Here is a 22,074-nt window from a genome sequence, read left to right as displayed (position 1 = left end):
CAATATCTCTCCGTTTCAAATACTCATATTATAAAATTCAAACTTATTCCAGTGGATCTTGCTGCTGAATTCTAGCCCTGGGATGATAGCTTTGGTAGACAGACTTCAGGTTATCCTTAGACTTACGGATATATACTTGCGTGGAGGACATATCCGCATGCCCGAGCATTTCCTGAACTGATTTTAGGTCGGCACCATGATCCAGCAAATGCGCAGCGAAGGAATGTCTAATCGTGTGAGGGGTGATATCCGCCTCGATCCCCGCCTCACTCCCATACTTCTTGATCGTCTTCCAGAACCCCTGTCTTGAGAATCGACCACCCAGCCGATTGGGGAACAGCGCTTCCTCTTCTTCCTCGATCAAGATAGGTCTTGCTTCATCCAGATACTTCGCTATCCAGGTACCGGTCACTTCACCAAAAGGAATAATTCGCTCCTTGCCCGTGTCCCCCCCGCAGCGCACGAACCGCAGCGATGTATCCACATCATACACATTTAGCAGTATCAGCTCACTTACCCGTATTCCCGTGCCATACAAGAGCTCTAGCATCGCCCTATCCCTTAATCCTACCGGGGTAGTTGTATCTGGCATGTCCAGCAGCTGGCCTACTTCGCTCTCCGTCAGAATCTGTGGCGCTTTCTTCTCATGCCTCGGCATGTCGATCTGCAGAAATGGATCATGGATCAGAATATGTTCACGGGTCATATAGCGAAAAAATGACCTTATCGATACCGATGCTCTCGTAATCGAAGCTGCCGCCCTTCCCGCTTCCTTAAGACCAGCGAAATAGAGCGTCAAATGCACCTTGGAGACCTGCCCGGCCTCCTCAATTCCACGCTCCCGCATGGCTTCCGTGAATTGCTCCAGATCCTTCTGATACGAGGACAATGTTGCAGCCCTCAGACCCTTATGATCCCTTAAATACTCAATAAAAGAAGCGATGTACGGCTTCACTGTCCTTCCTCCTAACTGCTACTCCCCATACCAATAAAAAGTTTTTAACCTTTCAAGAAGGGACCCGCCTTCCATAGTACCGGCATCCCCATGATGAAATGCCTTAACTGCCGTACCTTGAGGTGTTCCATATTTATCGGCGGGGAATATCCATGCATCGAACCAGCCTATCATTTTATAGAAGAACAGCGATAACACCAGGAATACAATCATTAGCTTAATGAACAGCAGCCATTTGCGGAGTGAAATGACCATACCTCTCCCTCTTTCTATACCCGATTTCATCTTCACATAAAAGATGGTATAGATTATGTATACAGACAAGTTGTGCTCATTATGATTGTCCCCGAGTGAACGAAGTGCGGTTCCTATACCTTCATGCAGGCCAAAAAAAAGCCCCCGGCGGCCGGTGGCCGAAGAGAGCTTACGGTAACCCCAAGATTGTGATCAAATCTTCTTGTCGGCGTCCCCGTTCTTATCTTTGTCTTTGTCCTTACAGCGGTAGCAAATCCCCTGAAAATCAAGCCGATGATCAAGAACCGTGAAGTTAAATTCCTTCTCCAAACGTTCCTCCAAAGGGCCGAGCCAATCTTCTCTGATCTCATCCATTGCACCGCACTGAACACAGATCAAATGATGATGATGATGCTTGGTTGTATCCGTACGAAGGTCATAACGCGCGACACCATCGCCGAAGTTAATCTTCTCTACAACATGAAGCTCGCTTAGCAGTTCAAGTGTACGATATACTGTCGCTAAACCTATTTCCGGAGCTTTATCTTTAACGAGCATGAACACATCTTCCGCGCTCAAATGATCGTCTTCATTCTCAAGCAAAACCCTTACCGTGGCTTCCCGTTGGGGTGTTAGCTTATAACCATGGGATTGCAGCTGCTGCTTAATTTTATCGATCCGTTCTTCCATGTTAACCTCCCCCTTGGAAAAAAGCCGAACCACTTCTGGCACAAATCACTTCTTTCATTATAGGGCTTCAAGATCAACAAAGTCAAACATTTTGCTAGAGCGAAGCGGCGGCTGAAGCCTGCTCAAGCATAGGGGCAACCCATCCTATCAATACGGGAGTAACCCAGGTTTCGAAGGAAGAGATTCCAAGAATTAGCAGAGAAAGACCTAGAACCAGCCCGGTATAATTCAGAAACGGCTTCGAGATCGAGCTGCGTCCCTTAAGCAGCACACGGCTTCTAATGATGCCCAGAGAAAATGTCACCGCGGCCACACTGCAGATCAGCAGCACCGGAATCAGAACGAGATTATGGGGAGCAATGGATACAAGGGCAAGCAGCAGCCCCTTCCAGGTGAACTGACCGACCAGGCAGCCGACAGAGAACCCAAGTAGTACACCTTTCAGGAAGTCGAGAATCAATATTCCGGGCAGTCCGATAACGGAAAGGCCAAGTAGCCAGATTAGTCCGAGCCATTTCAAATTAAGTATCGCTATGCTCCAGAATGAGGAGAGACCAGACGTACCTGAGCTATCCTGATTGAAGTTCGTGAAGAAATCCCCCAAATAGCGGGACAAATCCTGCTGCTGCTCAAGCGTAAGGGCATTAACCATAAGCGCACCGAAAACTACACCCATTAGAAATAATACCGTTACGAACACATAAAGAGGTGTCTGATGTTTGAGTGTGTGGCTGAAGGTTCTAAACATTAGGACGATCTCCCTCCTTATCCATAGAAGTTCTCTCTTATTCTATGAGCAAGGGTCCCTCCCTATGCGAGGAACTTACACCTTCTGAACCTTCCCGTAAGTTCCTCCGCCCCCGGCAATGAGCTGCATAGTCCCGCTGCGCGCTTCCCCGATTGCCGTGGCGAGTTCTGCTCCTACAACCTTGGCCAGTTCTTGGGTGGGTACTCGGTGGAGGATATTCATTTCTGTTCCAAATGCACCCAGCAGCAGGCCGAGCTTGGCCTTCCCAAGCCCGGGGATAAATTCAAGAGGAACCTGATAATGATAAGGAGGTCGATGCGCAGGCACCATAGGAGCTTCACGATCAGCGATGGACAGAATCCGGTCAAGAACCCCTCGGGTTAACTTGGTGCTACCACAGTACGAACAACGCTGCACCGTGATACCCTGTTCATCGATTATACTCTGGCATCCGCTGCAATACGTCCGGTGGTATTTGCCGAGTCTGGGATTAAGACCATAGTTCGCTGTAACTCTTCGTCCCTCGGATCTAGCAAGCGCTTTCTCGAACTCGCTGTAATTCGGGCTCTGAAGTGCCATCTCGTTATACTCCCTGCCTATCTTGCCCAGCGAGTGGGCATCCGAATTGGTCAGAATCGTGAATTCATCCAATTCACTGAGATAACCGGCCATCTCTGAATCTGCACTAAGACCCAGCTCGACCGCGCTAACCTGGGATAAATCCAGAACATCGGACATTCTTGGAGCAGCGCTTCCATAAATACTTTTATGTGGAGTGAAGATATGGGCCGGGATCAGCATACCGCCACGGGCTGTAACTTCTTCCTGAAGAGAAAGTGCAGGAGCATGAAGCCTTTGCGAGCTAAGCCCTACGTTTTTCATTCTCTTTGACATCCAGCCGGTGAACTCCTCCATCATATAGAGATGAGGAAAAAATACCAGCAGATGAGCGGGTCCCATTCCCGGTTCGCGAATTTCAATCTCACTGCCTAGTAGAATTGTTGTCCTACCGTAAGAGATTCCTCCCTCATCGAGCTCCTTCATATCCCCCTTATCCAGACTATTCTTAATATCCGTCTGAACTCCAGGCGAATGACAATCAATGATTCCGATGAGATCAATCCCTTTGCGATCACTGGCTTCACTCGCTATCTGAGCAAAAGTCAGATTCCGGCTTCCGCTGATCTTAACTGGATCCCCCTTCTCCGTTCTTCCGATATGGATATGAAGATCTGCGTAATATCGCTGAAGCGGTGTCTCACTCATGGCCGAATTTTCCTGTATGGCTTGCCAGCTCCCAGATGTACACGGCAAGCATGGTCTTGGCATCGGATATCCATCCCTCAGACATGTACCGCTTTACTTCCTGCAGCGTGGCTTCATGCACCTCTAAGAACTCATCCTCGTCCGGTGCAGAATCACCCTGCTTCAGATCCTCCGCCAGATACAAATGTATGATCTCATCTGCAAATCCTGGTGAGGTATAAAAGGAATGCAGAAGCGAAATCTTACCCGCTGTATAACCCGTTTCCTCCTGCAGCTCCCGTTTTGCGGCTTCAAGCGGATCTTCACCCTTCTCAAGCTTGCCAGCAGGGATCTCCAGCTCGCAACGACCCAGCGGTGTACGGAACTGATCCACAAGGAGAATCCGCCCGTTCCGGACTGCAAGTACAGCAATCGCGCCCGGATGCTTAACCACTTCCCGCTCACCTCTGGTTCCATCAGGCAGCTCAACGGTATCGATCTGAAGTGAAATAACTTTACCGGAGAAGACGGGTTTGGTGGAGATGATCTTTTCGTTCAATGCAGCATTCGGGGATTTATTCATGAATTTTGCCTCCTTTTGATTTTAAAGAACATAACTTGTCCCTTCTGAACATATGGTGTTATTATACCAAACCGTTTGTGAAAAGGAGCATGGGTCCATGAAAAGCTACTTCGCGGATACAAGGTTTCATATTTCGGGTAAAGCATGGCAGGTACGGGTTCTTTTGTCGACATGGAAGAGAAATATCGATCCCGGGACCTCTGTAAAGGACCTTATCACTAGAAATTTACGAAAAAAGTAAATTATTTTACGATTTTGACAAAATCTGAATACATTTAATACCTTTATGTGTTATTAAGAAGAGAGGAGGGTTGCTAAGTGGAAAAAAAACGTCAATTCGACTCGGATAGATCCGAATCCAAATCGTTATCCCTTCTTTATCAGCAGAGTTTAAAGCACAGAGACCGGGGGGACATAACTCAAGCATTGTCAATCCTGGAGGAAGGGCTGTTAAATGCCTTTGGCCGAGATTATTACACAGCCTCCGAACGAGGAATTCTCGCAGAGTGCTGGGTTGAATATGGAAAGCTGCTTCGTCAAAACAATCAGCACGCGAAAGCCATCTATGCGTTCGAACAGGCTATAGATTTCTCTGGTCATGAAATAGAGGCCTTGACCGAATGGGGTGACCTACTCCACGAGCAGGGCTACAGTGATGAGATCATTGCCGAAAGAATGAACCGCAAACTTACGCATTCCCAGAACCGCAGCGAGATTCTGGTTGATATCCTGTGCCGGATCGGAGCTTTTCATACCGCTTATACATATCTAACTGCTAATCCCTCACTAACCAGTGAACGTATGCTTCAGCTGCATACTGAATGCCTGATTCGGGCAGGCCAGTTTGATCAAGCTATTCACTATGCTTCAAAAGTAATTGATGCTGGTCTGCTTAGACCTGCCTTTACCGATCCTCTGGCCATGGATGCTCTTCTGTGCCGCTGGATCTTAGGAGAAGAGGATTATACGGCTACACAGAACAGACAGTTATTATCAGAAGCACTGAGGCGTGCGGTCAATCTGGGCTTGCATGACCTGGCGATGAACATAGCCGGCGACGATACCTACCTTCAGAACGAGCTTACACTTCATCTGTACTATGAGGGTTACACGGAATCGGCCAAAACAAGACTACGCAGGCACTTGCCGGCGATCTCACTGAACTACAATGAGCCGCTTCACAAGGAGCTCGCATTCATTTTAGCGGAGATCGAATACGATGAGGGATTATACGAATCGGCTGCACAGATTTTTGAGTCTCTGATCGAAAGGGACCCTCTTACCGCTACCTACCGGTTTGCCGCGGCTTCGTGTTATCTCAAGAAATCCTATCAGGAGATGCAAGAACGCCTCAGCCTGAATACACGTGATTCTCTAGGCATCCAAAAGACGCAGCATTACATGGAGACAATTATCCAATCGTTAAATATTGTTGAGCGCTCCCGCTGGCACACCACCTGGACCCCCGCGCAGCTTCGCAATAAATCCCTGCCAGGGCGATCAAGCAGCTTAAGTTATGATTAGAAGCCGGGTTACAACAAATAAGAGACAAGACTTGTTCCAGCAGAACATGACTTGTCTCTTGTCAATTATGGGTTAGGACGGGTTCGATACACGAGCTGCTTTTACAATCTCCAACACCAGCTCGGCCGCCTTGACGATATCTTCCACTTTGATCCGTTCAGATGTAGTATGAATATTCTCGTAGCCTACAGCAAGGTTGACAGTAGGGATGCCAAGGCCGTTAAAAATGTTCGCATCACTGCCACCGCCGGAATGAAAGGTTCTGCCGCTCAGGCCTAACTGGCTAGCCGCTTTCTTGGCAAGCTGCACAACCGGCTCCTCATCCGTATGGTTAAAGCCGGGATAAATGATATTACTGCTCATTTCTCCTTTTGCCCCATAGTCGTGACAAGCAGAATCCAGCGCTTGCTTCATCTCCGCAATCTGTTTCTCTACTTTCTCTTGTACAATACTGCGAGCTTCCGCGTACAGCTTCACATAATCGGTAACGACATTGGTTGCCCCGCCGCCCTCGAATTTACCGATATTTGCGGTAGTCTCTTGATCGATACGGCCCAGGTTCATTCTCGCAATGGCCTTTCCCGCTACTTGAATGGCACTGATTCCATCTTCGGGATTAACCCCGGCGTGTGCGGACTTCCCGAAGATTTCAATCTCAATTCTGGCCTGAGTTGGAGCGGCTACACAGATCGAGCCTACTTCCCCGTTAGAATCCAGGGCAAAGCCATATTTGGCGTTCAGATGCTTGGCATCCAACGCGCAGGCCCCCATAAGCCCTGATTCCTCTCCGGCTGTGATTACAAACTGAATATCTCCGTGTGGAACCTGATTCTCTTGAATGACCTGGATCAATTCAATTAATGCAGCGACTCCTGCTTTATCATCCGAACCGAGAATCGTGGTTCCGTCACTGCGGATCCAGCCGTCTTCACCAATTACAGGCTTAATTCCTTTGCCGGGCATAACTGTATCCATATGACAGGTAAATAGAATAGGTTCGGCTTCCACCTTTCCATTTCCCTTTAGGGTGGCAATCAGGTTCCCGGCACCGTGTCCAGTAATGGCGGCGGAATCGTCCTCGATAACCTCAAGCCCCAGGTCCCTGAATTTCTTCGTCAGTACATCTGCGATCATTCTCTCCTGTCTTGTCTCACTGTCGATCTGTACTAACTCAAGAAACAGGTTAATCACGCGGTCTTTATTGATCATCGACTTTCTTCTCCTTCCGATTTACGCTAAAATGATGAGGTATGGGACCGGCCATTACATAACTTAAAGGAGTTTTAGATATGCCGAAAAAATGGATGAAAATTTTCATATACCTCATGCTTATTGCCATGATTGGATCAACATTACTGATGGTGTTTGAGCCTTTTATCAGTAAGTAATCTCCTCAGGCCAAACGGCATCGTAACCAAATACGTCACTGAAGTAAGGGACGATGTCTTTGGCTGTCTGCTCCACAGTGAATTCTTTACCCGTAATATCCTCCAGAGAGGTCACTCCGTATTCTTGAATCCCACAAGGAACAATCCCCTGGAAGCCCTCGTTCTGAATTCCGGATTTAATGTTGAATGCAAATCCGTGACTTGTCACAAAGCCTCTCTTACCCCGGCATTTATTGAACTTAACCCCGATTGCGCAGATTTTTACATTACCCACCCATACCCCGGTGTATTCCGGTTTCCGGCTGCCTTCAATGCCAAAGCTTGCAAGATAATTAATAATGACCTGCTCCAGCTTTCGTAAATATTCATGCAGATCAAGGCCTTTGGATCCATCCAGGACAAGTATAGGATACCCAACCAACTGACCTGGACCATGGTATGTAATATCTCCGCCCCGGTCGATCTCGAAAATGGAGATGCCCCGTTCCTTCAATTGTTCAGGACTAAGCAGCAAATGTTCAGGGTGACGCTGTGAACCAATCGTATAGGTCGGCGGATGCTGGAGAAGCAGCAGGGTCTCCTGCTGCTCCTCACGGTCGACACGCTTCACGATTTCTTTCTGGAGGTCCCACGCTTCCCCGTAATCCATGATCGGGATATAGCGCACTTCCAGTGTTCTATTCATGATGAGTCGCCTCTTTTCTATTCATTGTATCAGCTTCGCTGGTTAATATACCTGAGTATCAAGTGAATACGCCTCAATGTTATCCTTCACACGCTGCATGAATCGTCCGCAGATGACTCCATCCAGAATCCGATGGTCGAGTGATAGACAGAAGTTAGCCATGGAGCGAACTCCGATCATATCATTAATCACCACAGGTCTCTTCACTATGGATTCAAAGGTAAGAATTGCAGCCTGCGGGTAGTTAATAATTGGCTGAGACAGTATCGAACCGAATGAACCGGTGTTGTTGACTGTAAAAGTTCCGCCCTGCATATCGTCAAGCTTGAGCTTGCCTTCACGTGTCTTGCGGGCCAGCTCTTCAACTTCCCGGGCAAGTCCGGCGATGTTCTTCTGATCCGCTTTCTTGATCACCGGAGTCATCACAGAATCGTCCGTACCAACGGCAAGAGAAATGTTGATATCCCGTTTCACGATGATTTTGTCAACAGCCCAGACTGAGTTCATAATCGGATAGTCTTTGATTGCATTCACAACGGCCTTGATCATAAAGGCCAGATAAGTCAGATTAACGCCTTCCTTGGCTTTGAACTCATTCTTAAGCTTGTTCCGAAGCTGTACCAGATTCGTAACGTCAACCTCGATCATCATCCAGCCATGAGGAATTTCCGACACACTTTGACGCATCTTCGTGGCAATCGTATTGCGAATCGGGGTGATGTCGATGTAATGCTCGGCCTGCCCGCCTTCCACTTCAATCGTTGGAAGCTTGGGTGTATCGCTCAAATGAATGCCTGAATGGCGTACAGGCTCATTCGCTTGCGGCTGCGGAATAACCGGTGCCGTGGTTACATGTCCAGGCAGCACTTGGGCCTGCGGCTGGGTCAGAACTGGCTGCTTCGGAATAGGCGCGGCCTGAATGGCAGGAGCGGACTGTGAACCAGCACCGCCACTCTCGATATAGGCTAGCACATCCTTACGGGTAATTCGTCCGCCCATTCCGGTTCCTTGTATCGTGCTGAGATTCAAGCCATGCTCGGCCGCCAGCGTCTGCACCGCAGGAGAATAGCGGCTTCGCTGGGACGTATCCGCAGGGGAAGCGGCCGCGCTGATTGAAGTCTCCGGTTGAGGTGCGGGTTCAGCATGTGCCTGCTCCGCACCTTGAGTTTCGATCCGGCAGATTACAGCGCCTACGTCGATCGTCTCGCCCTCCTGGGCTAGGATCTCACCCATTACTCCGTCCAGGGTTGAGGGGAGTTCCGCGTTGACCTTATCCGTAATGACTTCGCAGATCGGTTCGTATTGTTCAACCGGGTCTCCCGGTTTCTTCAACCATTTACCAATGGTCGCTGACACCAATGACTCCGCCAGCTGGGGCATGACTACATCCGTCCATGTTTTGTTCGATGACATATTCTCACTCCTATGATTAGAGAGCTCAAGGTAAGAAGCTCTGCAGTCAGTCTCTTAATATAAGGCAAGCTCCAGCATAGCCTCTTTGACTTTGTCTTTGCTCAGCATGAAGAATTTCTCCATCGGCGGGCTGATCGGCATCGCCGGGACATCCGGGCCGCACAAGCGCTTGATCGGTGCATCAAGCTCGAACAGACACTCTTCGGAGATGATCGCGGATACTTCAGCCCCTACCCCGCCTGTCTTGTTATCTTCATGAATAATCAGCACCTTACCTGTACGGCGGGCAGCTTCGATAATCGCTTCCCGATCAAGTGGCTGCAAGGTGCGCAGATCCAGAATATGCGCGCTGATCCCCTGCTCAGCAGCCAGCTCCTCAGCAGCCTGCATGGCGAAGTGAAGCGGCAGACTATACCCAATGACTGTAATATCCGAGCCCTCGCGAATGACATTCGCTTTACCGATCGGCACAATATAATCGTCCAGCGGCACATCTTCCTTGATCAGCTTATAGCATTTCTTGTTCTCAAAGAAGATAACCGGGTCCGGGTCCCTGACTGCGGCTTTCAGCAAGCCCTTCGCATCGTAGGCTGAGTAAGGCGCAATGATCTTAATCCCGGGCGTACCAAAGAAGATCGACTCGGGACACTGGGAATGATACAGCCCTCCGAAGATCCCGCCGCCGATTGGAGCGCGAACTACTAATGGACAGTTCCAGTCATTATTGGAACGATAACGGATTTTGGCCGCTTCGCTTATGATCTGATTCGTAGCAGGAAGCATAAAGTCGGAATACTGCATTTCGGCAATGGGTTTCATGCCGTACATTGCTGCACCAATTGCTACCCCTGCGATAGCGGATTCTGCCAGCGGAGTATCAAGTACTCGCTGTTCACCAAATTGCTCCTGAAGGCCTTTGGTCGTGGTAAATACTCCGCCTTTCACGCCAACGTCCTCACCTAACACAAACACATTCTCATCCAGTTCCATTTCCTCTTTCATGGCGAGGCGAATGGCATCGATATATTCCATAACCGGCATTAGCGAACATCTCCTTCATTGTCGGCATACACATGGAGCAGCGTATCCTCCGGTTTAGGGAACGGAGCCTTGTCAGCCGAATCAATAGCTTCTTTGAGCTGCTGTGCAATCTCCGCGGATAAAGCGGCATCCTGCTCTTCACTCCAAATCCCGCACTCAATCAAGTACTGCTTCATCTTCGGAAGGCCATCCTTCTTCCAATTCGCATCAACCTCTTCCTTCGTACGGTAAGCGAGATCATTATCCGAAGTGGAATGCGGGGATAGACGGTACATCATCGCTTCAATCAGAGTCGGCCCTTCGCCGCGAACAGCACGCACGCGTGCTTCCTTCACAACGCGATATACTTCGAGCGCGTCATTTCCATCCACCCGTACACCTGGGAAGCCATATCCTAGCGCCCGATCACTGACTTTACCAGCAAGCTGCTTCTGGATCGGAACCGAGATCGCATATTGATTGTTCTCACACATAATAATTACAGGCAGCTTCTGAACACCTGCAAAGTTGCAGCCCTCATGGAAATCCCCCTGGTTGCTAGAACCTTCTCCGAAGGTAACAAAGGATACAATATCTTTCTTCTGCATCTTGGCTGCAAGGGCGATTCCAACCGCGTGGGGCACCTGAGTGGTTACCGGACTTGATCCGGTAACGATGCGAAGACGCTTGCTGCCAAAGTGTCCAGGCATTTGGCGTCCCCCGCTGTTAGGATCTTCGGCCTTGGCGAACACAGACAGCATGAGCTCTCTTAGACTCATTCCCGCGGCCAGAACAAATCCATAATCACGGTAATATGGAAGGAAATAATCGCGTTCGCGATCAAGTGCAAAAGCGGCACCAACCTGTGCAGCCTCTTGACCAATACCGGATACGTGGAAGTTGATTTTACCTGCACGTTGAAGCAGCAAGCTGCGTTCATCGTATTTACGCGCAAGCAGCATATATCTGTACATGTCGATCACTTCGGCGTTGGAAAGTCCGAGCTGCTCGTGTCTTGTTTCTGTTTTTACAGTAGATTTAGCATTCATAGGGAGTTACCTCCTTCATATTGAGACTAAGTTAGTAGTCTCCTCTTATAACCTGGTACTAAGACTAGGGATAACTCTATTATAAGCTGTTTCCATCCAAAAAGAAAATCTTTTACCACAGGTTAGATACCGATAGCCCGTCCATCCACAGCCAGCGCGGCTTCGCCCATAATCTCAGCCAGGGTCGGATGTGCGTGAACCACCTGACCAATCTCCCAAGGCGTGGCATCAAGCACCTGGGCCAGGGCCGCTTCTCCAATCAGATCGGTAACATGAGCACCAATCATATGTACACCCAGAATATCATTGGTATTCGCGTCGGCAATAACCTTTACAAAACCGTCCTTATCTCCATAGACAAGGGCTTTGCCAATAGCCTGGAACGGGAACTTGCCTGTCTTAATATTATACCCCTTCGCAGTTGCTTCTCTCTCCGTTAGGCCTACTGAAGCGACTTCGGGACGCGTGTATACACATCTTGGGATATGCAGCGGATTATATCCATGCGTTGGTTCACCGGCTAAATGCTGGGCAGCTGCGATGCCTTCATGGCTGGCTGCATGAGCGAGCTGCAATCCACCAATACAATCGCCAATTGCGTAAATATGCGGCTCTGTGGTCTGCAAATGATCATTCACTCGGATGAACCCGTTCTGAAGGCCAACATCCGTATTCTCTAGACCAATGTTCTCCACATTGGCCTGCCGTCCAATCGAGAGAAGCAGCTTCTCTCCCTGAAGCTGAATAGTCTGATCCCCCTGCTGGGCAGAGATCGTAACTCCGTTACCTTTTTGAACAGATTCAGGAAGGATTGTGGTTCTCGTAAGCACCTTGACCCCCCGCTTAACCAGAAGCTTCTGCAATTCTTTGGCGATATCTGCATCCTCAGAAGGAAGTAGCTGGTCAGCCGCCTCTATAACGGTTACCTCCACTCCGAAATCATTAAGCAGAGAAGCCCACTCCACCCCGATTACTCCTCCTCCTACAATCAGCATGGAACTAGGAAGTTCCTCGAGCGTAAGCGCCTCATCACTGCTAAGAATGTAGCCGTCATCCGGTTCAAGCCCCGGCAGCATACGTGGTCTTGAACCAGTAGCTATAATTAGGTGACTAGGAACAATCGTCTCCATTTCCCCATCCGCAAGCTCAACGGCAACCGCCCCGCTCTTCGGAGAAAATATGGATGGCCCGATTACCCGGCCGGTACCTTCAATTACTTTTATGTTATTTTTGCTCATCAAATATTTAACACCGCTATGCAGTTGATCTACAATCGCCTGTTTGCGCTGCTGAACTTTTGGAAATACAAGCGTAACTCCGCTGGTCTCGATTCCGTAGCTTTCACTTTCCTTCATTTGAGCATAAAGTTCCGCGCTTCGCAGCAGACTTTTGCTTGGAATGCATCCACGGTGAAGACAGGTTCCTCCCAGCTTGTCCTGTTCAATAATGATTACTTCCTTACCAAGCTGCGCAGCCCGGATCGCCGCAACATATCCACCGGTTCCGCCTCCCAATATAGCTACATCGCACGTTATCGTCATATGAAACCTCCACTAACATAATCAAAGTTCTTTGGTTAATATTGTACCTTGTTTTGGCCTGATATGGAATGAAGGCCATTTCCCCTCTACTCCAAAGTCGATTTAGCCATAGTTACTGTATCAGAATTGATCAATCGAGTTAAGCTATTAAGTGTAGATTTCTTAGAGCTTTCAAATAGACAGAAAAGAATGAAAACGTTATGATTAAGTTAACCAAGTTATGCGGCACAACTACAAATTCCGAACAAATCTTAACCTACAGGAAGGGTAATTAATACCATGAGTATGCGAACACTTGCCGCCCGGTTTATCGCGGTCCTAATTCTTGTTATTCCAGGAATCATAGCCATGATTGGATTCCTCTACATGAAAGACGCCCTATTTAAATATTTGTACATGCATGGTGATGATACGCTAACCCATGTCTCGTTTGACTGGCTGAGCTTCTCCGGGGGGCTTGTCATGTTCCTTGCCGGAATCTCATTTCTGGGTGGCTGGATCTTCTTCCGAGACCGCAAGCGCGGTTATATCGGCCCACGCTTCCAGGAGACTAAGAACAAGAACCGGCCGAATGAGCATTCCATTGAACGTCCTTCATAGCTATGAATTTAAGCAGCAAAAAGCCCCCGGATTTATTCCGGAGGCTTTTCTTATATCTATACCAGTCGTGTAAGTTTGAGATAAGAGTCGGCATCCCTTTGAAAACGGTAGTCCGTCTTCTGTTCCTGAGCCACCCAACCTTTGGACGCAGCCAACTTGATCAGTTGATCCAAGGCTTCGTAACGATTGCTGCTAAGGTCTACCAAAGGAAATATTCTTATCTCTTCCCTTGTGATTCTCATTAATTCCAGCAGTGACTCCTCATGAAATTGCTCGCTCAGTCGATCTGCATACATGAATAGAAAATGTGCCGACAAAGTAAGATCAACCGATTGATCCGCAAAAGGAAGTCTAGGAAATTCAGCGTAGATGTACTTCTCGGGAAATTGTCTCCGATGCTCAGAGCTGAGTGCCAAGGCTTCTTCCCTCTGCTTCTGATGCTCTTCAACACTGCCATAATAATCCCACATATATTCATGGCGCGCTTCTTCCAGGCGTTCTTTGGCGTGGCTTAGATCCTGAACGCCTTTTAACTCAAGCTCATCAGGTCCAAATTGATAAGCAATATCTGCAGCTAAAATGTCATATCCCCGTCTATTGCCTTCTGCTGTAAAAGAACATGCACCCGCAGGGCAATCCAAGATTACGCGTCCCGCGAGTTCCTTTTCATACAGATTGAACATGGCCAGGTACTCCGAATACGTTCTTCCAATGAATACAATACGTTCCAAATCCAAATTCATTTTCTTGCTGTCTCTGCTCATCTCATCTCTACTCATCTCAGCTCACCTCATCATGATCATTTATTCATACAGCGCATCCCTAAGCTTACTCGACATTTTGGATGGGCTGGCTGAAGCTTTAAGTAGTGCTGTGCGCAGCCGGGCGTTCTCGGCTTTCAGTTGATCAATTTGAGCCTGAAGCTCAGCTAGTTCATCTCTTACTCTTCTATCAAGTTCAGATAGGTAAAGGTCGGTGTTCTCCATATATGTCCTCCACAGTCAGAAGAATCTGCTGATTCAAGTATTAGATTTCTTTACAAGTCTGTCAAGTAGATTTACAATTTCGCCCATTCCATAGAAAAAAGCAGCACACATCACAGAGAGCACCCACCATTCCATAGCAATCGTGAGATCAAAGCCATCCGCTGAATTATCCCGGCCTGTAACCACACCGATCACTGCTCCACCTACCAAAAATAAAATTCCGATAACTTTAAGCAAAATACCCGTAAAGTTTGGCAGACCCGACCTTCGGCGGGGTGATTCTAACATCACATTCGTATGTCCATCTGCATCAAGCCTCTTGGCATTCTGCTCCGCATCAGTGAAGCACTCGAAAATTTTCGTTTGATCTGTATTATCGTCTTTGTCTTTGTACGTAACTTGGTAAGCCATAGTAATGCTCCCTTCCTACATTCAGCTAAGAAGATCTTCATGAGCTGCTTCTTCGGTGTTAAGAATAATACTGATTTATATTATCAGAAGTTGTATTGTGAAACCACATCAATATTGACGCTTTTCAAGCTGAAAAGTTACTGTCTGTAAAGTATTCAAGTGAAATCCTGCAATCATGTCTAAATATAGGTTTGCAAACAATCAGTAGGAATTTTCCCGATCATATATTATAATAAGTCCGAAACCGATTTCGAAACCCTGCATAAGAGAAATAAACAAATTAGTAATTACAGCGAAAGGGAGAGTTCTATATGGCAAAGATACCTTTTCCTCAGGATTTTATTTGGGGATCTGCAACTTCATCCTATCAAATTGAGGGAGCAACTAAAGAGGACGGACGCGGAGAATCTATCTGGGATGTCTTCTCACGTACACCCGGCAAAGTATACAACGGAGACACCGGCGAAGGTGCCTGCGATAGTTATCACCGTTATCAGGAAGATGTTGCCTTGCTCAAGGAGCTGGGAGCCAAAGCTTATCGGTTCTCTGTGGCATGGCCGCGCATCTTCCCGCAAGGCGATGGTGAAGTCAACCAAGCGGGACTTGACTATTACCACCGATTAGTGGATGAATTACTGGCTAACGGAATTGAGCCAATGTGTACCCTTTACCACTGGGATCTTCCGCAAGCTCTTCAAGACCGTGGTGGGTGGGACTCCCGTGATACAATAGATGCATTCGTCCGCTATGCTGAGACTATGTTTAAGTCCTTTGACGGCAAGATTAACAAATGGATAACGTTTAATGAGCCTTGGTGCATTTCATTCCTGTCTAATGAGCTTGGGGACCACGCTCCTGGTAATAAGGACTTCCAGCTTGCTCTGAACGTTGCCCATCATATTATGGTCGCCCACGGAGAGACCGTAAAATCATTTAGACAACTAGGAATCCAGGGAGAAATCGGTTTTGCTCCCAACACGGAATGGTTCGAGCCCTTCAGTCAGCAAGAGCAGGATGTTGAAGCCGCACAGCGCCGGCTTGAATACTTCAATAACTGGTTCTTTGATCCGGTATTCAAAGGGATCTACCCTGAGAGAGCACTGAACTGGTATAGATCCAAAGGCTTTGAGCCTCCGGTTCAGCCAGGGGATATGGACACCATTCACCAGCCAATCGACTTCCTTGGTATTAATTACTATACAGGTGGTGTCGGCAGGAATAATCCTGATGCCGGATTATTGGAATTTGAGCCTGTTGGCGGCGGCTTTGACACTACCGATTTCGACTGGAACATCTATCCGCAAGGCTTCCTGAACGTTCTAGAATGGGTGAACCGCGAATACGGTTCCATTCCGATTTATATTACGGAGAATGGGGCTTATTACGAGTCAGAAGCGAGTGAAGATGGCAAGCAGCACGATCCTAAGCGAATCGCTTATTTGCAAAAGCATCTTTTCCAGCTATCACGGGCCATTGAGTCAGGAATTAATGTTAAAGGCTACATGCTGTGGTCCCTTATGGACAACTTCGAGTGGGCCTTCGGTTACAGCAAGCCTTTTGGCATCGTTCATGTCGATTTCGAAACCTACAAACGGACGCCAAAAGACAGCTATTATTGGTATCAAAAAGTGATTGCGTCGCACGGTTTTGAGGTATAAGTTATTATTTTTCATTGTAAAAAGAATTGCAAAAAGGAGCTTCTGTATTACAGAGGCTCCTTCTTATGTTCAAATGCATTTCAATAAGTTGAATTTAAGAATTACCTATAGGCAAGAGTGTGAAAAGATGCTGGAGAAGCGGAGCGTTCGCCTACAAGCTTTCTGAAAGAAAGCTACATCGGAAGCATAGCCTTTGAGATTGGACTTCTACCTATAAAAAATTTAATGAAGAAGTCTGAGAACAACAGCGATCGTAGGAACATTTCATACGACTGACTAGCACGTAAATCATTGTTCAACTTATATAGTTCAAAAGGATCAGCAACTAAATAAGTCTAATAGACTAAGCCTCAATTGGCTGCAGCTGAAGCCGGTAGCACTTTACAAGGATGTCTCCATTTTGCATTTCTTTGTCTCTTGCCCGTTCAAAACCTAAATATTCATACAATCTTATGGCCGGTGCCATCACATCAGACGTATGCAGATGAATGCTATCAGCGCCCCAAAGTTTAGCGCGACGTACGGTCTCACTAATCAATTGAGTTGCAACCCCTCTTCCCCTTGCCTTCGGAGAAGTAGCGAGCAGACGAATAATCGGGGACTCAATCTGAAGATCAGGGCGGCCATAAGCGGCTTCTGAAGACAAGAAAACAAGCAGACTTCCAACAATTTCCCCATTAAGTTCAGCTACAATTCGCGCTGCGGGACCTTCTTTATATACAGATTCACGAATCGACTTGATATACGGTCTCCATCGTTCCTCTGGCATACTCTGCTCATATTGTCCGTAAGCTTCGACCATCATTTTCTCGATCGACAGCCGATCCTCAGGCCTAGCATCGCGGATTATTAATCTATCTTGCTTGTTGCCCATATCCATCCTCCTCCTTATCATGCCAGGGATCAATTATCCGATAAAACCCACCAGTTAACATGGAATAGATTTACTTTATCATGGTTAGCCTTGTGCATGTTATAACTTTTTATGTAAACATTATAGAAAATTTCTATAAAAAATAAAGTCATTTCCAGAGGTAGTCAAGCTTCGTACCTCCAGAAATGACCTTAGATTATACAGATGCCAAAGTGCTTCTGCGTATTCTTTTGCTCACTACTCCTTGCCCTTTCAGCTCACCTTATGCTCGATCCGCAGCTTGTCAGCCACCATGGCGATGAATTCGCTGTTGGTCGGCTTGGACTTGCTAATGTTGATCGTGTAGCCGAACAGATGGCTGATGCTGTCGATGTTGCCGCGTGTCCAGGCTACTTCGATCGCGTGGCGTATAGCTCGTTCCACCCGTGACGGGGTTGTCTTAAACTTCTCCGCAATTGCTGGATAAAGGGTCTTGGTAATAGCCCCCAAGATTTCAATGTTGTTGTACACCATTGTAATGGCTTCGCGTAAATATTGATATCCTTTAATATGTGCCGGTACGCCGATTTCATGTATGATCGATGTGATATTCGCATCCAAATTCTTTCCTTTTGCCATTGGGACCACATTGGATTTGAATAAGGAGGACGATGAAGATGAGAGTTGGCCGCCACCTAGACTTTGCGCTGGAACTCCAACTAATTGCCGGATACGCTGAGCAAGCACTTCCATATCGAATGGTTTGAGAATGTAGTAAGAAGCGCCAAGCTGCACCGCTCTTTGTGTAATATTCTCTTGCCCAAAAGCCGTAAGCATAATTACCTTTGGCTGCGGAGACAGGTTCATATCACGAAGGCGTTCAAGCACGCCAAGTCCGTCAAGGTGAGGCATAATAATGTCAAGAATCAGAACATCCGGAATCTTAGAACCGTTCTCGATCATCTGAAGAGCTTCTTCTCCGTTGTAAGCGATTCCCGAAACAGTCATATCATCCTGCCCTGAAATATACTCAGCCAGTAAATTTGTAAATTCCCGATTATCGTCAGCCAATAATACCTCAATGTTTTGCAATTTCCATGTCCTCCTTAAAAAGTCTGTGATTTGTGTCGCTTATCTTTTCATGTCCTAATATATGGATTCGACACAAAGATCTGAATCCCTTCGTCGAAAATTATTTTTCTTTATTTTTTTTAAACCCTATATTATAATAATCTATTTATTACAACACATGACGTAATAAATGCTTTTTCGACAAAAAAAATCTTAAGGCATTAGCTCGCCTTAAGATTTTTTCCTTGCCCTGATTTAACCATCACACCAGCATCCTGCAGCATCCATTCAATAAAACATCCATATCCGGATTTAGGATCATTCACAAATACATGAGTCACCGCACCAATCAACTTCCCATTCTGAATGATCGGACTTCCGCTCATCCCTTGAACAATCCCTCCGGTCTTATTCACTAATCTAGGATCAGTAATCCGAATGACCATTCCCTTGGTCTGCGGTGCATTTTGAGTAGAGACATGGACGATTTCAATACTATATCTTTCCACCTTCTGCCCGCTTACTACAGTCAGAATCTCAGCAGGACCCTCTTTTACATGCTCCGCAAATCCGACAGGAATAGGCTCAGCATAAAGACTATGTTCAGGATTCGTGGACATTTTGCCAAATATGCCGAAGTCGGTATTCTGCTCAATATTCCCAAGAACTCGGCCTTCTTTGATGAAATGCGCCCTTTTCTCACCAGGTTCTCCGTTCTCACTCTTCGAAATGGAGGTGACACTTGATTCAACAATTTGGCCACTTCCGACCACAATAGGAGTCTGTGTGTTCATATCCGTAATGACATGCCCTAGAGCCCCATAGACACCCTGCTGAGGAGCGTAAAAAGTAAGGGTTCCCACACCAGCGGCCGAATCACGAATATAGAGTCCAAGACGCCAGGTCTTATCTTGCTCATCAAAGACGGGAGACAGCGAAGTTCTGTGGACATGATCTCCGCGTTTGTATGTCACTTCAAGCGGCTTCTTCTGCTTGCCTGCTTGTTCTACGATAGATGCTACATCCTTAACATCTTTTAATTCGATTCCATTCATATGTGTGATGCGGTCGCCAAGCTGAAGTCCTGCCTTTTCCCCTGGAGATTGCTTCGAATTACCTGACGTGCTTACCAAATGATGTCCTACAACCAAAATACCTGATGATTTCAGTTTCACGCCAATTGTCTGTCCGCCGGGAATAACTTTGAGGTCGGGGATAACATTAACTTTTACCGTCCGTAGGGGGATTTGACCAAATAATTTCATATGGAGATGGGCTTCTCCCGCGGATTGCGAACTTAGCAGCAAGGGCTTTCCTTTACCAAAAGAAACGTTGGCTGCAGATGATATCGCATTTCCGCCAAGCTGTACTACATCTGGACGATCTACACTCACTTGTGCCAGAACCGGAAGGGCTGATTCAATCCGGGCATGTTCGCCCTCGAATAGTCTAAGCTCGTTCGGCATGAGGGGATTGCTGACCTCTCCTGCTGCTGCCGAACCTAAGAAACAAAAGAAAAACATAAATAAAAGGCCGAGCATTCTCTTCCTGAGGTTCGGGTTCAATGGCTGTCACGCTCCCTTAGCTTCTTTCGCTTGACGAAATGGTGGTCGCCAATTGCGTACCTATAAGATACCCCCGAGCAGGCCATTTATTACTGTCAATCATTACTCCGGCAAGTAACCTAAGCCTTCTGATCCCTGGCCATTCCGAGCATTTCCTGCGCGTGATGGAGAGTCTTCTCCGTAATTTCTACCCCACCGAGCATACGCGCAAGCTCCTTCACACGACCTTCTTCTGTCAAAGCTTCCACTTGCGTCATGGTCCGGCCATCCTGAACCGTCTTCTCAATTAGATATTGATTATCGGCCATGCAGGCCACCTGCGGAAGATGAGTGATGGAGAATACCTGACACGTCGCCGAAAGCTTGTACAGCTTCTCCGCAATGGACTGAGCTGCACGTCCGCTGACTCCAGTATCTACTTCGTCAAATATTAGTACCGGCACTTCATCATGTCTTGCAAATATGCTCTTCAGCGCAAGCATCATCCGGGACAGCTCTCCTCCGGATGCAATCTTCCCAAGTGGTCTTAGCGGTTCCCCTGGATTCGGTGAGATCAAGAACTCGGCCGTATCAAGCCCTTGACGGCTTAAACGGATACGCTGCCCTTTCCACTCCACTCCCGAAGGATCCTCAAGTCGCCCGAATTTGACTTTAAGCGAGGTGCGGCCCATTTGCAGATCTTTCAGCTCAGCTTCGATCTGAATGGCCAGCTCTTCAGCACACCGCCGCCTCGCATGACTTAATGCCTCACCTTCTTCAAGCAACTGGGCAAGAAGCTTCTCCCGTTTGTCTCTCAGCTTCTCCAGAATTTCATCCTTGTTCTCTAAAGTGTCGGTCTCCTGCTTGATCTGATCATAATAAGCAAGAATCCGATCAATACTATCGCCATACTTGCGCTTCAAGGTTGAAATGAAGTCCAGACGATCCTGCACCTCATCCAATCTTCCGGGGTTCACTTCAATACCATCCCGGTAATTGCGCAGAGCAAAAGAAGCATCCTCCAGCTGATAATATGCTGATTGGAGCTGTTCCAGGATCGGTTGTATACCCTTGGAATCATATTCGGCAATATCCTCAAACTTGGAGATGGCTTTGGCCACAGCTTCAAGCCCCTGGGACCCGTTTAGAAGTTCATACGCACCTGAAATGGAATCCATCATTTTCTCACTATGGGATAGCTTGACCTTTTCTTCTCCAAGTAATTCATCTTCACCAACTTTTAATTTAGCGGCTGCAATTTCATCGATCTGGTAACGATACATATCCAGCATTTGGAACGTCTGCTGACTGGATTTCTGAAGCTCGTTCCACTCTTTTTCCACTTTTACAAACGAGGAATATGTCGCCTGATAATTTGCTTTTAATGGAGCAAGAATCTCAGAGCCAAATGCGTCCAGTAGATGAAGATGACGTTCAGGACGGAGCAGTGTCTGATGCTCATGCTGACCATGAATATTGATTAGTTGATCGCCAATGTCCCTCAGCATGCTTAAGTTCACCATTTGTCCATTAATCCTGGAAATACTCTTACCAGTAGCACTAATCTCTCTTCGAATGATCAGTGCCTCTGATGGATCTGCATGAATACCCAAGCCTTCAAGCGTGTTCCATACCGGATGAGCGGCCACCAGATCAAAGGAGGCTTCAATCTCTGCCTTGTCACAACCGTACCGAATCAGGTCAGCCGATCCTCTCCCTCCCGCAATAAAGCCAAGGGCATCTATAATAATGGATTTGCCTGCACCGGTCTCCCCGGTAAGAACATGAAAGCCTTGATGAAATGTAACATCAACGGATTCAACTACGGCAAGATTTCTAATTGACAAGTGAACTAACACGAGCGCACCTCCGTCCG

General features: G+C 47.3%; 23 protein-coding genes. 4 read left to right on the top strand and 19 right to left on the bottom strand.

Annotated elements, in window-relative coordinates; all coding sequences use genetic code 11:
• Positions 1-43: 43 nt before the first annotated feature.
• The 6 genes from xerD to ACRRNK_RS08900 all read right to left on the bottom strand — a co-directional run bounded on the left by xerD (position 44) and on the right by ACRRNK_RS08900 (position 4,455).
• A complete protein-coding gene (gene xerD, locus ACRRNK_RS08925) occupies positions 44-955 on the bottom strand; it encodes a site-specific tyrosine recombinase XerD (protein WP_433946379.1) in 912 nt (303 codons plus the stop codon).
• Between the two features lie 18 nt (positions 956-973).
• Positions 974-1,210: a DUF4227 family protein gene (locus tag ACRRNK_RS08920; protein ID WP_433946378.1), complete on the bottom strand. Its 237-nt coding sequence runs from the start codon at positions 1,208-1,210 to the stop codon at positions 974-976.
• 192 nt (positions 1,211-1,402) lie between these two features.
• Positions 1,403-1,879, bottom strand: coding sequence for a Fur family transcriptional regulator (locus ACRRNK_RS08915; RefSeq protein ID WP_433946377.1), 477 nt, complete (start codon positions 1,877-1,879; stop codon positions 1,403-1,405).
• Between the two features lie 94 nt (positions 1,880-1,973).
• Positions 1,974-2,627, bottom strand: coding sequence for a stage II sporulation protein M (spoIIM, locus tag ACRRNK_RS08910; RefSeq protein ID WP_433946376.1), 654 nt, complete (start codon positions 2,625-2,627; stop codon positions 1,974-1,976).
• Positions 2,628-2,702: 75 nt separating this feature from the next.
• Positions 2,703-3,893, bottom strand: a complete 1,191-nt coding sequence (locus tag ACRRNK_RS08905; RefSeq protein WP_433946375.1) for an endonuclease Q family protein — start codon at positions 3,891-3,893, stop codon at positions 2,703-2,705.
• Positions 3,886-4,455 (bottom strand): NUDIX hydrolase, encoded by a 570-nt coding sequence (locus tag ACRRNK_RS08900; RefSeq protein WP_433946374.1) that lies wholly within the window; start codon positions 4,453-4,455, stop codon positions 3,886-3,888. The genes ACRRNK_RS08905 and ACRRNK_RS08900 overlap by 8 nt, the downstream gene beginning before the upstream one ends.
• 318 nt (positions 4,456-4,773) lie before the next feature.
• On the opposite strand from ACRRNK_RS08900, the gene ACRRNK_RS08895 reads away from it, so the two are divergent.
• The gene (locus ACRRNK_RS08895) at positions 4,774-5,979 is read left to right on the top strand and encodes a tetratricopeptide repeat protein (protein ID WP_433946373.1); all 1,206 of its coding nucleotides are present in this window, start codon (positions 4,774-4,776) and stop codon (positions 5,977-5,979) included.
• Between the two features lie 72 nt (positions 5,980-6,051).
• Here ACRRNK_RS08895 and ACRRNK_RS08890 read toward each other — a convergent pair whose 3' ends face one another.
• Entirely contained in the window at positions 6,052-7,188 is a 1,137-nt protein-coding gene (locus ACRRNK_RS08890) for a M20/M25/M40 family metallo-hydrolase (RefSeq protein WP_433946372.1), read from the bottom strand.
• Positions 7,189-7,268: 80 nt separating this feature from the next.
• On the opposite strand from ACRRNK_RS08890, the gene prli42 reads away from it, so the two are divergent.
• Positions 7,269-7,367, top strand: coding sequence for a stressosome-associated protein Prli42 (gene prli42, locus ACRRNK_RS08885; protein ID WP_433946371.1), 99 nt, complete (start codon positions 7,269-7,271; stop codon positions 7,365-7,367).
• Here the strand turns inward: prli42 and lipB are convergent.
• The 5 genes from lipB to lpdA all read right to left on the bottom strand — a co-directional run bounded on the left by lipB (position 7,357) and on the right by lpdA (position 13,075).
• Complete coding sequence (gene lipB / locus ACRRNK_RS08880) at positions 7,357-8,052, bottom strand: lipoyl(octanoyl) transferase LipB (RefSeq protein ID WP_433946370.1); 696 nt, start codon at positions 8,050-8,052, stop codon at positions 7,357-7,359. The two genes, prli42 and lipB, sit on opposite strands and share 11 nt — an antisense overlap.
• A 42-nt stretch (positions 8,053-8,094) precedes the next feature.
• Positions 8,095-9,465: a dihydrolipoamide acetyltransferase family protein gene (locus ACRRNK_RS08875; protein WP_433946369.1), complete on the bottom strand. Its 1,371-nt coding sequence runs from the start codon at positions 9,463-9,465 to the stop codon at positions 8,095-8,097.
• Between the two features lie 54 nt (positions 9,466-9,519).
• Positions 9,520-10,506, bottom strand: coding sequence for an alpha-ketoacid dehydrogenase subunit beta (locus tag ACRRNK_RS08870; RefSeq protein WP_433946368.1), 987 nt, complete (start codon positions 10,504-10,506; stop codon positions 9,520-9,522).
• Positions 10,506-11,534 carry a thiamine pyrophosphate-dependent dehydrogenase E1 component subunit alpha gene (locus ACRRNK_RS08865; RefSeq protein ID WP_433946367.1) on the bottom strand — a complete coding sequence of 343 codons (1,029 nt, stop codon included), beginning with the start codon at positions 11,532-11,534 and terminating at the stop codon, positions 10,506-10,508. The genes ACRRNK_RS08870 and ACRRNK_RS08865 overlap by 1 nt, the downstream gene beginning before the upstream one ends.
• A gap of 122 nt (positions 11,535-11,656) precedes the next feature.
• Positions 11,657-13,075 carry a dihydrolipoyl dehydrogenase gene (gene lpdA, locus ACRRNK_RS08860; protein WP_433946366.1) on the bottom strand — a complete coding sequence of 473 codons (1,419 nt, stop codon included), beginning with the start codon at positions 13,073-13,075 and terminating at the stop codon, positions 11,657-11,659.
• 285 nt (positions 13,076-13,360) lie between these two features.
• Between lpdA and ACRRNK_RS08855 the strand changes: the two genes are divergently transcribed.
• Positions 13,361-13,675, top strand: coding sequence for a DUF2627 domain-containing protein (locus ACRRNK_RS08855; RefSeq protein ID WP_433946846.1), 315 nt, complete (start codon positions 13,361-13,363; stop codon positions 13,673-13,675).
• Positions 13,676-13,731: 56 nt separating this feature from the next.
• Here ACRRNK_RS08855 and ACRRNK_RS08850 read toward each other — a convergent pair whose 3' ends face one another.
• From ACRRNK_RS08850 to ACRRNK_RS08840, 3 genes are read right to left on the bottom strand one after another with little or no spacing between them, the layout of a single operon-like run.
• Positions 13,732-14,454, bottom strand: a complete 723-nt coding sequence (locus tag ACRRNK_RS08850; RefSeq protein ID WP_433946365.1) for an SAM-dependent methyltransferase — start codon at positions 14,452-14,454, stop codon at positions 13,732-13,734.
• A gap of 24 nt (positions 14,455-14,478) precedes the next feature.
• The gene (locus tag ACRRNK_RS08845; protein WP_433946364.1) at positions 14,479-14,661 is read right to left on the bottom strand and encodes a hypothetical protein; all 183 of its coding nucleotides are present in this window, start codon (positions 14,659-14,661) and stop codon (positions 14,479-14,481) included.
• 33 nt (positions 14,662-14,694) lie between these two features.
• A complete protein-coding gene (locus tag ACRRNK_RS08840; protein ID WP_433946363.1) occupies positions 14,695-15,072 on the bottom strand; it encodes a hypothetical protein in 378 nt (125 codons plus the stop codon).
• Between the two features lie 311 nt (positions 15,073-15,383).
• On the opposite strand from ACRRNK_RS08840, the gene ACRRNK_RS08835 reads away from it, so the two are divergent.
• Positions 15,384-16,730: a GH1 family beta-glucosidase gene (locus ACRRNK_RS08835; RefSeq protein ID WP_433946362.1), complete on the top strand. Its 1,347-nt coding sequence runs from the start codon at positions 15,384-15,386 to the stop codon at positions 16,728-16,730.
• Positions 16,731-17,073: 343 nt separating this feature from the next.
• Here ACRRNK_RS08835 and ACRRNK_RS08830 read toward each other — a convergent pair whose 3' ends face one another.
• The 4 genes from ACRRNK_RS08830 to recN all read right to left on the bottom strand — a co-directional run bounded on the left by ACRRNK_RS08830 (position 17,074) and on the right by recN (position 22,057).
• On the bottom strand, positions 17,074-17,604 hold the full coding sequence (locus tag ACRRNK_RS08830) for a GNAT family N-acetyltransferase (RefSeq protein WP_433946361.1): 531 nt from the start codon (positions 17,602-17,604) through the stop codon (positions 17,074-17,076).
• A gap of 252 nt (positions 17,605-17,856) precedes the next feature.
• Positions 17,857-18,675, bottom strand: a complete 819-nt coding sequence (gene spo0A, locus ACRRNK_RS08825) for a sporulation transcription factor Spo0A (RefSeq protein WP_433946360.1) — start codon at positions 18,673-18,675, stop codon at positions 17,857-17,859.
• A 200-nt stretch (positions 18,676-18,875) separates the two neighbouring features.
• Positions 18,876-20,219: a SpoIVB peptidase gene (gene spoIVB, locus ACRRNK_RS08820; RefSeq protein ID WP_433946359.1), complete on the bottom strand. Its 1,344-nt coding sequence runs from the start codon at positions 20,217-20,219 to the stop codon at positions 18,876-18,878.
• A gap of 119 nt (positions 20,220-20,338) precedes the next feature.
• Positions 20,339-22,057 carry a DNA repair protein RecN gene (gene recN, locus ACRRNK_RS08815; RefSeq protein ID WP_433946358.1) on the bottom strand — a complete coding sequence of 573 codons (1,719 nt, stop codon included), beginning with the start codon at positions 22,055-22,057 and terminating at the stop codon, positions 20,339-20,341.
• Positions 22,058-22,074: the final 17 nt, after the last annotated feature.

The sequence above is a fragment of the Paenibacillus sp. SN-8-1 genome (assembly GCF_050995535.1).
GTDB lineage: Bacteria > Bacillota > Bacilli > Paenibacillales > Paenibacillaceae > Fontibacillus.
This window is presented reverse-complemented; position numbering and strand designations above follow the sequence as displayed.

Excerpts from the sequence above, each read along its gene's own strand:
- ACRRNK_RS08830 (WP_433946361.1), bottom strand. The coding sequence starts at position 17,604 with ATGGGCAACAAGCAAGATAGATTAATAATCCGCGATGCTAGGCCTGAG.
- ACRRNK_RS08890 (WP_433946372.1), bottom strand. The coding sequence starts at position 7,188 with ATGATCAATAAAGACCGCGTGATTAACCTGTTTCTTGAGTTAGTACAG.
- prli42 (WP_433946371.1), top strand. The coding sequence starts at position 7,269 with ATGCCGAAAAAATGGATGAAAATTTTCATATACCTCATGCTTATTGCC.
- ACRRNK_RS08855 (WP_433946846.1), top strand. The coding sequence starts at position 13,361 with ATGCGAACACTTGCCGCCCGGTTTATCGCGGTCCTAATTCTTGTTATT.
- ACRRNK_RS08835 (WP_433946362.1), top strand. The coding sequence starts at position 15,384 with ATGGCAAAGATACCTTTTCCTCAGGATTTTATTTGGGGATCTGCAACT.
- ACRRNK_RS08850 (WP_433946365.1), bottom strand. The coding sequence starts at position 14,454 with ATGAGTAGAGATGAGATGAGCAGAGACAGCAAGAAAATGAATTTGGAT.
- ACRRNK_RS08870 (WP_433946368.1), bottom strand. The coding sequence starts at position 10,506 with ATGCCGGTTATGGAATATATCGATGCCATTCGCCTCGCCATGAAAGAG.
- ACRRNK_RS08900 (WP_433946374.1), bottom strand. The coding sequence starts at position 4,455 with ATGAATAAATCCCCGAATGCTGCATTGAACGAAAAGATCATCTCCACC.
- lpdA (WP_433946366.1), bottom strand. The coding sequence starts at position 13,075 with ATGACGATAACGTGCGATGTAGCTATATTGGGAGGCGGAACCGGTGGA.
- ACRRNK_RS08865 (WP_433946367.1), bottom strand. The coding sequence starts at position 11,534 with ATGAATGCTAAATCTACTGTAAAAACAGAAACAAGACACGAGCAGCTC.
- ACRRNK_RS08915 (WP_433946377.1), bottom strand. The coding sequence starts at position 1,879 with ATGGAAGAACGGATCGATAAAATTAAGCAGCAGCTGCAATCCCATGGT.
- spoIIM (WP_433946376.1), bottom strand. The coding sequence starts at position 2,627 with ATGTTTAGAACCTTCAGCCACACACTCAAACATCAGACACCTCTTTAT.
- ACRRNK_RS08905 (WP_433946375.1), bottom strand. The coding sequence starts at position 3,893 with ATGAGTGAGACACCGCTTCAGCGATATTACGCAGATCTTCATATCCAT.
- ACRRNK_RS08845 (WP_433946364.1), bottom strand. The coding sequence starts at position 14,661 with ATGGAGAACACCGACCTTTACCTATCTGAACTTGATAGAAGAGTAAGA.
- ACRRNK_RS08920 (WP_433946378.1), bottom strand. The coding sequence starts at position 1,210 with ATGGTCATTTCACTCCGCAAATGGCTGCTGTTCATTAAGCTAATGATT.
- lipB (WP_433946370.1), bottom strand. The coding sequence starts at position 8,052 with ATGAATAGAACACTGGAAGTGCGCTATATCCCGATCATGGATTACGGG.
- ACRRNK_RS08840 (WP_433946363.1), bottom strand. The coding sequence starts at position 15,072 with ATGGCTTACCAAGTTACGTACAAAGACAAAGACGATAATACAGATCAA.
- ACRRNK_RS08875 (WP_433946369.1), bottom strand. The coding sequence starts at position 9,465 with ATGTCATCGAACAAAACATGGACGGATGTAGTCATGCCCCAGCTGGCG.